The following is a 13191-nucleotide window of genomic DNA, read 5'->3' as shown; positions in this document are numbered from 1 at the left end:
AATGAAAAAAAACGATAAATATTACGATAAAATTATAAAAGACATAAAAAATATTATACAAGTTGAATTGAACAATGAAAAAATTGAACTTGCTATTAAAAAAATCGACTTGAGACTTAATTTATTAAACTTTAATAAAATTGAAGATTATTATGAATATTATTTGAAAAATATAGATACAGAAATTAAGAATTTAATATCTGTATTGACAAATCATACCACCGAATTTTTTAGAGAACCTGAACATTTTGACTTTTTGGCAGATGAAATATTCCCTGAATTTATAAAAAAAAATAAACCTATTCGGATTTGGTCAGCCGCAGCATCTATTGGAAAAGAAGTATATTCAGTCGCTATTTGTTATATAGAATCTTGTTTATTTCTTGGAATAAAATATGAATCAATTCCTCCCATTGAAATTATAGGAACAGATATAGATGTATTATCAATTGAAAAATGTGAAAAAGGGATATACTTAGCTTCTGATATTGAAAAGGAAATGGGAAAGGTATTAATTCAAAAATACTTTGACTATGGCACTGATGAACTTGCAAATTATGTTCGAATAAAGGATTCTGTTCATAGGTTATGCAAATTTAAAGTTCATAATTTATTAATCAACTCCGAAGAAGTGGGAAAATTTAATATTATATTAATTAGAAATGTAGTTATTTATTACAAGCGAAAAGAAATTAAAAATATTATTTTAAAATTAGTAAATAATTTAGAAAATAATGGTTATTTAATTTTAGGGCATTCAGAATCACTAAGTGGCCTCGATGTGCCATTTACTCATTTAAAAAATTCTATTTATTCGTTAAAATCAGAAGAAGTAAATGATTTTACAAGGGTTTTTGTAATAGATGATTCTTTAACGATACGTGATTTTTTAAGAAAAATTTTAACTAGAGACGAAAATTTTTTAATTATTGGTGAGGCCGAAAATCCTATCGAAGCCATGGAAATATTAAGCTCAATGGAGCAACAACCTCACGTTATAATTCTTGATATAAATATGCCGCAAATGAATGGAATGGAATATTTAGAACATTTAAAAGATAAACCACATCCACCCATTGTAATTATGAGTTCAATTGGTTTTGATGAAGCGGATAACGGAATAAAATGCTTAGAATTAGGAGCTTTTGATTACATTGAAAAACCTAGCGGAACTCATTCTTTAAATGAAATAACAAATATTAAAAACATAATAATTCAAGCAAGAAATTCATTCAATGAAAATTATTTTATAAATAGGAAAACTATCCGTCATAAATATTTAAATAATTTACCAAAAAACATCTCAAAACCTGATTTAATAGCGATTGGTTCTTCAACTGGAGGAGTTGAAGCTCTTCAAACAATTCTCTCACAATTGGATAAAAAATTCCCTCCTATTGTAATTGTTCAGCATATTCCAGAATATTTTTCTCTAGCTTTAGCAAATAGATTAACAGAATTATGTAATTTTAAAGTTTATGAAGGGAGAAACAATCAAATTCTCGAGCCAAATTGCGTATATTTGGCTCCAGGAGGAAAGCAAATGAGAATTTCTGAAGAAAGTAACAAGCTCATTTTAGAAATTAATGATTCTGAAAAAGTAAATATGCACAAACCATCAATTGACTATATGTTTTATTCAATTGCGAAATTAAAACTTGAAATTAATATTTGCGCTTTAATATTGACAGGAATGGGTAATGATGGGGCACGAGGATTAAAAGAATTATATAATAAAAATGCGTTTACAATTGCTCAAGATGAAGAATCTTGTGTTGTTTTTGGAATGCCTAAAGAGGCAATCGCTTTAGGAGGTGTTCATCAAGTAGCATCATTAAACGAAATTCCCAATATTTTAAAAAGAATTATATAGGTTATAATTTTATCCACAAGATGCATTATATGTTCCAATGTGCCATAAAGGAACGAAGGAATCATTATAAATTACAAGATTTCCATCATTTTGCAATCTGAGAAAGCCATAGGCACCAGATGTTTTAGTATCCCAATTTATAGGGTTCCCCGCACTATTTAATAATTTGAGATCTCCCCCATAATTTATGTAAAGCTGTGTTGCGTTTGAATTAAATGTTCCTGAACTCCATATAACCGTACCAGATTTATTTACAAGAACAAGATTGCCCTGATCTCGAAATCCAAGGGTGAAGCATCCATTAGGAGATTGTAGAACCCGACCAGCAGTTAATGTTTCACCTGGTTCTAATATTGACTTCGCTTCTGCAATAAAAGGGACCGCAAATATAACTGACAGCATGGCTAAGCGTTTCATAAAAATTCCTCTTTAAGTTTGATTCCTGAGAATTAAATATAACAATATTTTTTATGAAATATGAGTCAGAATTATGACAATTGATAATATAAAAAAAATTAAAATTTTTTTTATATATACGGAAATTCATATATTGACAAAATGAAATGTTATTTCATATATCAAATTTTTCAAGTATATTTTAAAACTTTCTTTTTGGATTAGTGTGATTTTTTTGACATAAAACCTATTTGTAAATTCTTTCATTTCACATTATTTTCAATATTCTTCACCGTTAAAAATAATCAAGGAGTCATAATGATACTCAGAAAAATATTGATAATTGTTGTCACCGCAACTCCATTTTTTGCAAATGCAATGTCACTTATTCAAAATTATGAAACGGGTAGGCTTTTAGATAGCAATTATGATGGACATGTTTATACATTACCTCAAAATGGAGGAAACTATCAAAAATGGTATTTAAATTGCGACCAACAAAATCTTTGTGTCATTAGAAATATACAAACAGGACGCGTCGTTGATAGTAATACCAATGGTAACGCTTATACTCTCCCAGAAAATGGTGGTGATTTTCAAAAATGGTACCGTATTTTTAGTGGCATTCAAGATAGGTATTATTTTCAAAATAAAGCAACTGGTCGTTACCTTGATAGCAATTATAATGGAGATGTTTATACTCTTTCATATAATGGGGGGCACTTTCAAAAATGGTCTATTTATGAGACAAATTAATTTTAAAATTTGAATTGTAAAAAAAGAAAGTCCCTTTATGATTAAGGGACTTTCTTTTTTTTATTGAAGTCTTTGAGACACATAGCTCTAAATAAAATATATAGCTTGAATTTAATAAATAATATGTTAGATTTCAATTACAGATCAAAAGATCTCGTTATCCAAAGTAGGATAGCTATGATGAGCATACAAAGGAATTCTCATTAAATTTAATTATTGAATACTATTATAATTTTATAATAAATAAAAATTTAAAAATCTATATATATTAACTAATAAAAGTATTTATTTTTATTGGTAAAAAATTTCAATAAACATTTAATATTATTTTAATTCACTTTTGAGTTTTAAAATAATATATTAAATCAAAAAATGGAGTATATTTTATGAAATCAAAAATCATCATAACGGGTTCTCTCTGCTCACTTTATTTTCTTATAGGAAATGCTTTTGCCTATGCTAGCGAAGAAATCAATTGCGAAGTCGAATTTAAAAATAACTCTTCAGTAGACTTTGTATTAAAAGATTCTTTAGAGAAGTGCCTATTAAAAATTGAAGGAAAAAATCTTGAAACGGCAATAATTATTGGTTCTGCAACTGCAAGTGGTCAAATTAAGCATAATCAAAAGCTTGCTCAAGAACGTGCTGTAACAATAGGAAGAGTGATTCACTCAAAATTCCCAGATGCTTCTATAAAAGAAATATCGAGTGGAGTTAATAAAAAAATGGGTAGAAAAATAGAAATTAATTTTCTTATTAAAGATGAATCTTATAAACAAAAAGTCATGGAATTATCAAAAGAATTAGAAAATTTACAAGCAGTAAATCAAAAAGAAAAACTCAAAATAGAAGCGTTTGAAGAACAACAACGCATTGCTTCTATAAATGATAAATTGGCTCAAAATTCCATAAATGAAAAAGAAGAGAATAGCTTTTTTAATAGCAAACCCAACTTTCGCGTAGCTCTTAGCAGTGGAATAAATTCGACCATGAAAGGTCCGCATCACAACTATTTTGCAGCCGGAGGTGAATTTGCCTGGATCAACCGAAACACTCTTTTTCGTCCTGAAGTAGGCGCAAAATTTATGACCTCTATTGATGGCGTTTCTATTCATGATCAAGACGTTTCTAGAGTGATGAATGCTTATGGCTTTCTAGGAGGGGGTATCGCCTTAAAAGGATTTGTAACAGGAGCACGACTGCTTTTAGGAAATGAATGGATTAATATCGATAGCAATACTCCAAAAATTAATGAATTTGCTGCGGGAGGAGAAGCTCGACTCGGATATGAATGGGAAAAAGGATTATCCTTATTCGCGAGTTATGGACGTACCGAGCGCATTCAAATGATAGGCTTAGATGTCGGCCTCAGCTTTTAAAAAATTTTTTAGAAAAAGTTTTCATTTTTCATGATGCAAGAATAAATTAAATTATTCTTATATTTAAATTCAAATTATTAGGAGTTAATATGACAGATTCATCCTCACCTTACATTTCTAAATTAAAAGAAGTCACCCATGAACTTCATCTCATTCAAGAAGAAGTAGAATCTAAAATTCATGCAAATCAGACGGAATATAAAGAAGATCTCGCAAAATTAAAGGAAACAATAGAAAAAACTAAAATGCACTTAAAAGAAAGTCTAGATTCTCATATTAAAAATAATGAAAGTGAAACTATTTCTGAAAAAACAGAGAGAGAAAAAGTTTTAGATTCTTTACTAATAGGTATTGATACAGTTAAACCTTTTTTTGAAGAAATACTCGATATATTAAAAACACCATCGCAAACATTAAAAGACAATATTGATATTATGACCTTAAAAATCAAATTAAAGTCTATTTATGCGCGCATTTTTATTCGCGAGCAAAAAAATAATATTATACATGCGATAGAAGTTGCTAAAGAAAAATTAACTTCGTAAATATAAATGAAAGCTTTGTCTCCATTATATTTTTTTTTCTATCGTGCTAAAACCGAATGCAAATCCCCAACTTCTCAAGTTGGGGATTTGCAATTTCTTAATTTTTATTCCTTAAAAATTTCAATGAAGCATAATTTTTGACAATATTTCTGACACAATCAAATATTTTGTTTAAAGTTTTTAATAGGATTTTAAATTATGAAAGAAAATTAATAAGGAGATTAAAATGAATACTTCAAAAAACAATAGTACACATATCATTATATATAGATTGATATCGTTATTTTTTAAAGCGTGTTTTTATTTTGCTCTTATAATGCCATTATTTGCTAATTCTACTCCAATTGGTAAATACTCTTTTGATCAAAGCGAATCTAAAATGGAGTTTCATATTAATAATTTCGGCGTTTTGACGGTAGATGGTAAGTTTAAAAAATTTTCAGGAACAATCATTTTTAATCCAAAATTTGAAAAATCCCAAGTAGAAGCTAGCGCTGAAATTTCCTCCATAGATACTGATAACTCTTCTCGAGATAAACACCTAAAAAGCATTGATTTTTTTGATCAAGAAAAATTTTCAAAAATGACATTTAAAAGCAAAAGAATAGAAGGGAATATGGAAATTTTTAAACTCATAGGAGATTTAACAATAAAAAAAATTACAAAGGAAGTTATATTTTCTGTCGAAAATAAGGGAAATATAAATAGAAAAGAGGAATTTAATTTTATTGCCCAGACAGATATTAAGCGAAATGACTTTGATATAAAATATGGTTCAACAATCTCAGATAACGTGAAAATTAAATTAGAAATACATGCCGTGAATTCAAAAAATTCTTCACAGGGTAATTAAGATACCCTATAATTATTTAAAAAATAAAATATTTATATAAATTGACATATTATCCTAAATTATATTGGCATTATTGGTTTAAGAAAAGACGACTTTCCAATATGGAGTCATCTTTTTGTAATAAATATTTTTTTAACCTTTACTCGCAAAAAATGTAGTTGGAACTTTAAAAAATTCAGTTGCATGTCCTTCAAAAATCTCATTTGAGCTCGCTGCAAAAATAAACCAATCATTTGATTTTTTGCTTCCTGCTTGAGGATATAAAAAATCGTTTCCAAATGCTTGGACACAATTTTTTTGAATTTTTTGAATTTTTTTCATTCCTCCTTTAGGTATAAAATAATAAATATAAGAAGAATTATTTGTTGATTTCTCACCCCATTCACGTGACGCCCTCCTCTCACTGAAGTGAGAGGCTTCCCGTAGGAGCGCAACGTCCTGCGCCGAAGTTGAAAATATTGCGAGCAGCGTTGATATCTCTATCATGAATTGCTTCGCATTCTGAGCATTTCCAATTTCTTACGCCAAGCGCAGATATACCTTTCGGCGCACTTTCAGGGATTACTCCACAGTAAGAGCAAGTCTGCGTTGACCATTTCTCAGATACTTTTTTTACAACCATACCATGCCTTATGGCTTTATAATGTAACATGGTTGTAAGTTGACTCCATCCCGCATCAAGAACTGATTTTGCCATTCTTGTTTTTGCTAGTTTTGACGCAGAAATATCACCAACAATTACTATTTCAGAAGTACTACAAATCTCATTTGAAACTTTATGAGAAAAATCTTTTCTTTTATTCTTAATTTTTGCATGAAGATTTTTAACTTGTTTTTTCTTATGAGCTCGTTGATATTTTGCAAGTCTTACTTCATATTTTTTTGTGAGGTTTTCCCTATCATATTTTATACCATCGGAGCATATCGCTTTATCTTTTAAGCCAAGATCAATTCCAATCTTTCTTTCACCATGAGGTCTTTTATCTATAACTTCACATTGAAAATTTACATACCATCTACCCCTAGAATCTTGACAAAAAGATCCTGTTTTAATATTTCCAAGAAGTTCTCTATGCTTCCAAAAGCGTATTTTAATACCATCGTAGATAACAACATCATTAACTATTTTTATAGTTTGTCCATTAAATGGTATCCATCCAAGAGATTTTCTGCCTCTCCATTTAAGCTTTATTTTTTTAAATTGTTTCCGTCTCGTAACATACTCATCACTTATTGCCTGTATTGTTTGTGAGTTTATTGGAAGTTCTTTTGAGGCACCTTTTGTTAATGGTCTGAAATCATATTTTGATAAGAATTTACCACGTTGCTTAATTGCATTAAATGAAGTTTCATTGCAATAATTCCAAACAAAATTTGTAGCTCTAGCAAGTTGATTTAATTTGTTTGCAACGTTTCCATCTTTTACCCGATATGAATATGTAAGCATTTGCTTTTCAGACTTCACAAAAACTCCTTTTCGTATTAGTAAGTATACAGGAGGATTTTACTATATGCAAGAATCTCATGAATTTAGAACTGGAAAACATGCAATATATGAGTTATATGTACATTTAGTGTTTACACCAAAGTACAGAAAAAAAATATTTTCAAATGTGATGTTAAATCGATTAAAAGAAATCATGCATGATAAATGTTTAGAAATGGGAGCGAAGTTAATTGAGTTTAACGGTGAGCTAGATCATATTCACTTTTTAGTAAATTTCCCTTCAAAATTATCCATCGCAGAAATTGCACGACTTTTAAAAGGCGTATCGTCAAGACTTATTAGAAAAGAATTTTGGCCACAAATAAAAGATAAATTATGGGGCGATCATTTTTGGAGTCCCAGTTATTGTGCTGTTACTGCCGGAGGAGCTCCTCTCGAAATAATCAAAAAATATATCGAAAATCAAAATAGACCTACTACAGAAAATCAAAGAAAAATGAGTAAGGTTGCACAAAAAAGATGGAGTCAAGGTCATACGCAACGATAGAAAGCGTCGCACGCTTTGCGGCTCCTTTTCTATCTTGCATATTCTCAATTCTCGCCTTCATTTCCTTATGGAAACTTGGCTTTTTCAGTTCGCATTCATCCTCTTGATGAATCCAAGAGGGTTTCTGCTCAGTCGAGCTAAAACCTTTACATATTCATTATTAAACTTCAGCCATTTCCAGTTTTTGTCTTTATCAGCACAATAGACAAAAACCTCATCTGCCTTTGCAATAGAATTAGATAAAATAAATATAAATAATAACATATAATTTAAAAATATCTTATATTTCATAATATTTCCTTTATTAAAATAGCAATAATTTTTTATATTTTTCATTTTATTAATTTAAGCTATAGTTGTCAATTACTTTTTGATAAATAATTGTTCATATTATTGGTAATCTTGATTCCATTAAAAAAATATGGTAGAAAGAAGTTGCATTTTTTTAGTAGATAATGATTACAACTTGCAGTGTCGTTCTGAAGTGAAAGAGAAATAAAATTTATCAAATAGGTTCATCCACAAATAGGAAAAATTTGAATTACTAGCGAATGAATACTTAGTATCAAATTTTGAAGAAAAATGAATAATATAAAAAATACAAAGATTTTTTTTTCTTGTGGCTCCAATGTAGGATGTACAAAATTCCGTCCGTCGACAAATATTCGAAGAATCTCTTGGGCGCCAACAAAATTGTGTTAATACTTATTTTATTTACTTTAAAAGTAGAAATTTAGACCCTGTAAATCATATTCTTTTTATTCCCACATTTTCTTCAAATGATAAAAATTTATCTATAAATCAACGTGTCAGTTTTGTTTTAAAAGCTATTCTTGATCAAAAATCTTCAGTAATAAAAAAGATTACCAATAATTTAATTAATAATCTATAAAAAATATTGACAAATTTAATTAAACTATTAATATATAATTATAAATTTAATTTTCCCTAATAAAGGAAGCAACATGGAATACAAAATATATTTGCTCCCTATTTTTACATTTATTTTATTAGAAAATTATGCTATTGCAGATGAAGCTTTTGCTTTTTGCGCAGATAATGAAAAAAATTGGGGATGGCTTATACATAATGATGACTATGTAAAGGTTAAAGGTGTGTGGAGAGAAATGCAGACAAATAATTCTACTTATTTTTATTATTTTATTCCTAATGAAGGAATGGACAAAATTATAGAGATACAAAAGGATTGCGTAGAATCATTTGGAAATGATTTTATATATCCTCAAGCAGGAAGCAAAAAATCAAATGATTGGTTTGTCTTTGCAGCAAGTTCATACAAAATTATTGACGGATATGTAACTGAATTTTCTAAATTTTCACCTGTGTTTTATGCGAGCAAGGGTTAATATAAGTTTATTAAATGTATACACCTAATAATCATTTATTAAAATAATATTTTTGATACCTTATTATAAAGCGTAAATTATATATGACTTTTATATTGTCAATTTCACCTATAATTATTTTGATATTCGTTTTATTCGTTTTCAGATTATCTTTAGCCTTATCAGGTTTTATTGTTCTTATATATACTATGCTAATGAGTTCTATTTCTTGGTCTTTACCTCAAATGTATATTTTAAGTTGTCTGCTCAAAGGAGCATTTATTTCTTTAGATATTATTTTAATCATATTTGGGGCTATTTTCTTTTTAAACTACCTCACTCAAGCAGGCATAATCCAAGTCATTGAACAGCATCTTAAAGCTTTATCACCCGATAGGAGAGTTCAGGCTATACTTATTGCTTGGCTTTTTGGTGCTTTTATTGAAGGTACTGCAGGTTTTGGTACTCCAGCTGCAATAGTTGCCCCCTTTTTAGTGGCCATTGGATTCACTCCGATTCTTGCAATATTAGTTTCATTAACTGCAAATAATGCATCCGTTATATTTGGAGCTATTGGAACACCGCTACGAATTGGATTTGAGGGATTAAAAACAACTGATGTTTCAGTTTATGCTGCTTTGATCAATTTAGTAACAGGAATGATAGTTCCCTGCATGATATTAGCTTTTGTGACAATGATCCATAAAAAAAATCGATTGAAAAATTTTTTAGAATGCTTGCCTTTTGCTTTAATTTCAGGAGTAAGTTTTCTAGTTCCTTATTTTATAATATCATTATATGCTCCTGAGTTATCTTCTATACTAGGCTCAACAATCGCTTTATTTTTAATGACAATCATTACTAAATTTAAAATATTAGTACCTAAAAATATTTTTAGATTTCATGATGAAATGTTATTTGATAATAAAACTAAAAAAACTCCAATTTTTTATGGAATTTATCCTTATATTATTTTATTATTTTTATTGTTATTTGGAAAATTATTTTTTCAAAATTCAAAAATTTTCAATGTTAATTTACCCGCTGGATTGTTTCATTCTGTTCAGTTATTTAATCCAGGAATAGTATTTTTAATGACTATATTAATTACATTATTTTTTAAACCTATTAAATATGAACAATTTAAAATTTGTATAAATTCCTCAGTCAAACCATTATTAAATACAGCTATTGCCATTTTTTCTGTATGCTCTTTGGTTCAAATCATGGTCATTACTGGCAAAGGAGTATTTGCTTTACCAGGTATGTTTCAAGAGATCGTTCTATTTTCTAAGTCAAATTATTTCCCTTATTTTTCCACTTTAATTGGTGCCTTTGGCGCATTTTTATCAGGAAGCGCAACAGTTTCAAATTTAGTATTGGCACCAATTCAATCTCAAATCGCTCAGCAAATATTTTATTCCGAAGAATGGATTCTTGCGTTTCAATTGGTAGGTGCAGGAGCAGGCAATATGATTGCACTGCAAAATATTTTAGCAGTGCAATCCACTGTTGAATCATCTGGAAAAGAAGCAGAAATATTATTAAAACTTATTATTCCTTGCATTATTTATATATTGCTTGCTACTGCAGTTGGAGTGATTTTGTCAAATATTTTTATTTTACATTAATATAATTATTGCAGAATAATATATTTAATTTTAATAAATTAAAACAAAACATTGACTCACAACCTAAAATTTTCCGCGGCGAACTCCTCAAAGACAAATAAGATGCTTAATGGAATAATTAAGAAATTTTTAATTTCAAATATTGGCGATCTTCCTCTTTATAGGTATTTATCATTACTAATTTTATGGGATTTTACTTTAGTGGATGAACATGTTTTAATTAATTTTCATAAATTATTTCATAAAGACAGCCTAATTAGTTACTTTAAAAAACTTGCTAAAAAGTTATAAATATTTTATAATCTTGTTGATTTTTTATGTCCATTTTGTTTTTGCTCATTTTTTATTTTTTAATAACCTTTACTTATGTTTTGGAGAAAAAGATGAGTTCTTCAGCACAACCAAAGAATATTCTATTAATTATAGCAGACCAATATCGTCATCCAGGTAATATCACCAATTCAACAGATGGTTTTGATAATCATTTAAAATCTATTCTTGGTTTTCAAGGTGATATAACTTCTGAAAATTCATATCAATCATTCTTTCCAGGATTAATACGATTGCGGAAAAACGCTGTCGTATTAAAAAATCATATGATTGCTTCAAGTGCATGTGTACCAAGTCGATCCGTACTTTTTACAGGACAATATGGAACTAGGACAGGATTAACACAAACAGATGGAATCTTTAAAAGTGGTGATTCATTTCAATTTCCCTGGTTAAAACAGGATGGAATTCCTACATTAGGTAACTGGATGCAATCCGCAGGATATAGAACTCATTATTTTGGCAAATGGCACATATCTCATCCTTCTGTAGAGTCATTAAAAGAATTTGGGTTTGATAGTTGGGAACTTTCTTATCCCGAACCTCATGGCTCTCTAGTTAACAATTTAGGTGTATATCGAGATCCTATTTTTGCAGATAATGCTTGTCAATTTTTACGCCGTGAAGCTCTCGGTTCTTCTTACAGTGTTTCCGTTGCGAGACAAGAACAAATCAATCCCTTAGATAACACGCCAAATCCAGCAGAAACCCCTCCTTGGTTTGCCGTTGTTTCCTTTGTAAATCCACACGACATTGCCACTTATCCTGCTGTCACTGCAAGAGCTCTGCCTAATGCAAGCTCTGATCCTTCAAACAATAACTTAACACAATCCCCTTTAGGGCCATTGTATGTTCCAAGTCAAGGCGATCATTCTGTTCTTCCCATTGGAGGAACAATGTCAATACCTTTGAATGAGAAAGGATTTCCTCAAAACAATTCAGAAATTGTTTCTACCTATAATGAGACATTAAATGATAAACCTTCTTGTCAAAAAGATTATGCATATAAAATGGGTTTAGCTTTAAGTGCTAAAATGGGTTTAAATGAAGCAAAAAATATGGCTCTTAATGGAACAATTACCCCAGATAAGATAACAAACTACGCAGTTAATGTTGCATTAAGAAGCTCGATACCATTTGCTCTTACAGAAAATAAGGAACAAGTTTCCTTAAAATTTATTCAATTTTATGCTTATTTGCACGCACTTATGGATACACATATTAATCGATTATTACAAACATTAGAAGAAACAGGCCAAGCAGAAAACACTATCGTCGTTTTTTTAACTGACCACGGTGAATATGGTGCTTCACATCATATGATGATGGAAAAATGGCATTCCGCTTATGAAGAAATAATTCATGTCCCCGCAGTCATAAAACTACCTTCTTCAATTCAAGCATCTGCAACTTCACAAAATGCTTTAAGAGAAATTAAATCCTTAACAAGTCATATAGATATTTTACCAACAATACTTGGATTAGCTGGAATAACAGAAGAGAAAAGAGCGGAGATAGCTAATAATTTACTAAAAAATCGCCCCATACCCCCTTTACCGGGCATTGATTTATCTACCCTTATTTTAAATAATCAACATGATGGAATCGTAAGAGAAAAAGATGGTTCAAAAAGACAAGGGGTTCTTTTCATAACTGATGATGAAATTACTTCTCCTTTACAACCCTCTTGGCAGTCATATGAAAATTCAAAAATGGAAGAGTTTGAAATTTATAATGCGACTGTTGATGCTGTTCGTAAAGGAACCGTCCCTGGAAAAGAAGTAACAGATTTAACATCAGGCTCTGTCAGACAACCAAACCATGTACGCTGTGTAAGGACTGATGATTATAAATTAGTAAGATACTTTGATCCTAAGGGCTTAGAATGCCAGGAATGGGAAATGTATCATTTAGTAAACGATCCCAATGAAGCTATTAATTTAGTACAAGTTAAAGTTTCTCCACCTGCTCCAAGAATAGATCTTCCTTCTTGGGCAAATGCAGAAACCGTTCAAGAAATGATTAATAGTCTTGTTAACTTACTAAATTCACTTGAAAATAGGAATTTATAATAGGTGAGTATTTTTT

The 13191-nt window shown here is 29.6% G+C and carries 13 protein-coding genes; 9 read left to right on the top strand and 4 right to left on the bottom strand.

The genetic code is table 11. The annotated features are described in order from the left end of the window. Position 1 precedes the first annotated feature (1 nt). Positions 2-1873, top strand: coding sequence for a chemotaxis-specific protein-glutamate methyltransferase CheB (gene cheB, locus AXG55_RS07025; protein ID WP_148697416.1), 1872 nt, complete (start codon positions 2-4; stop codon positions 1871-1873). A 9-nt stretch (positions 1874-1882) separates the two neighbouring features. Here cheB and AXG55_RS07020 read toward each other — a convergent pair whose 3' ends face one another. Further along, positions 1883-2290, bottom strand: a complete 408-nt coding sequence (locus AXG55_RS07020) for a hypothetical protein (RefSeq protein ID WP_148697415.1) — start codon at positions 2288-2290, stop codon at positions 1883-1885. 297 nt (positions 2291-2587) lie between these two features. On the opposite strand from AXG55_RS07020, the gene AXG55_RS07015 reads away from it, so the two are divergent. The 4 genes from AXG55_RS07015 (at position 2588) to AXG55_RS07000 (ending at position 5802) form a co-directional block, all read left to right on the top strand. Then, complete coding sequence (locus AXG55_RS07015; protein ID WP_233231053.1) at positions 2588-3025, top strand: RICIN domain-containing protein; 438 nt, start codon at positions 2588-2590, stop codon at positions 3023-3025. Between the two features lie 386 nt (positions 3026-3411). Beyond that, positions 3412-4404, top strand: a complete 993-nt coding sequence (locus AXG55_RS07010) for a hypothetical protein (RefSeq protein ID WP_148697414.1) — start codon at positions 3412-3414, stop codon at positions 4402-4404. A gap of 89 nt (positions 4405-4493) precedes the next feature. After that, a complete protein-coding gene (locus tag AXG55_RS07005) occupies positions 4494-4949 on the top strand; it encodes a hypothetical protein (RefSeq protein WP_148697413.1) in 456 nt (151 codons plus the stop codon). A gap of 226 nt (positions 4950-5175) precedes the next feature. Beyond that, positions 5176-5802 carry a YceI family protein gene (locus AXG55_RS07000; protein ID WP_148697412.1) on the top strand — a complete coding sequence of 209 codons (627 nt, stop codon included), beginning with the start codon at positions 5176-5178 and terminating at the stop codon, positions 5800-5802. Positions 5803-5934: 132 nt separating this feature from the next. Here AXG55_RS07000 and AXG55_RS06995 read toward each other — a convergent pair whose 3' ends face one another. Both AXG55_RS06995 and AXG55_RS06990 read right to left on the bottom strand, forming a co-directional pair. Then, a complete protein-coding gene (locus AXG55_RS06995) occupies positions 5935-6123 on the bottom strand; it encodes a hypothetical protein (RefSeq protein WP_148697411.1) in 189 nt (62 codons plus the stop codon). 79 nt (positions 6124-6202) lie between these two features. After that, positions 6203-7267 carry an RNA-guided endonuclease InsQ/TnpB family protein gene (locus AXG55_RS06990; RefSeq protein WP_233231052.1) on the bottom strand — a complete coding sequence of 355 codons (1065 nt, stop codon included), beginning with the start codon at positions 7265-7267 and terminating at the stop codon, positions 6203-6205. Between the two features lie 46 nt (positions 7268-7313). On the opposite strand from AXG55_RS06990, the gene tnpA reads away from it, so the two are divergent. Next, entirely contained in the window at positions 7314-7796 is a 483-nt protein-coding gene (gene tnpA / locus AXG55_RS06985) for an IS200/IS605 family transposase (RefSeq protein ID WP_233231051.1), read from the top strand. Positions 7797-7880: 84 nt separating this feature from the next. Here the strand turns inward: tnpA and AXG55_RS06980 are convergent, their stop codons facing one another. Next, on the bottom strand, positions 7881-8087 hold the full coding sequence (locus AXG55_RS06980) for a hypothetical protein (protein WP_148697410.1): 207 nt from the start codon (positions 8085-8087) through the stop codon (positions 7881-7883). A 674-nt stretch (positions 8088-8761) separates the two neighbouring features. Here AXG55_RS06980 and AXG55_RS06975 point away from each other — a divergent pair. From AXG55_RS06975 to AXG55_RS06965, 3 genes are all read left to right on the top strand, one after another. Beyond that, positions 8762-9163 carry a hypothetical protein gene (locus tag AXG55_RS06975; RefSeq protein ID WP_148697409.1) on the top strand — a complete coding sequence of 134 codons (402 nt, stop codon included), beginning with the start codon at positions 8762-8764 and terminating at the stop codon, positions 9161-9163. Positions 9164-9246: 83 nt separating this feature from the next. Then, a complete protein-coding gene (locus AXG55_RS06970) occupies positions 9247-10773 on the top strand; it encodes an L-lactate permease (RefSeq protein WP_148697408.1) in 1527 nt (508 codons plus the stop codon). A gap of 383 nt (positions 10774-11156) precedes the next feature. After that, a complete protein-coding gene (locus tag AXG55_RS06965) occupies positions 11157-13175 on the top strand; it encodes a sulfatase-like hydrolase/transferase (protein WP_148697407.1) in 2019 nt (672 codons plus the stop codon). Positions 13176-13191 lie beyond the last annotated feature (16 nt).

Source organism: Silvanigrella aquatica (assembly GCF_001907975.1).
Lineage (GTDB): Bacteria > Bdellovibrionota_B > Oligoflexia > Silvanigrellales > Silvanigrellaceae > Silvanigrella > Silvanigrella aquatica.
Note: the sequence above shows the minus strand (reverse complement) of the source record. Positions and strands in the feature narration are given on the sequence as shown.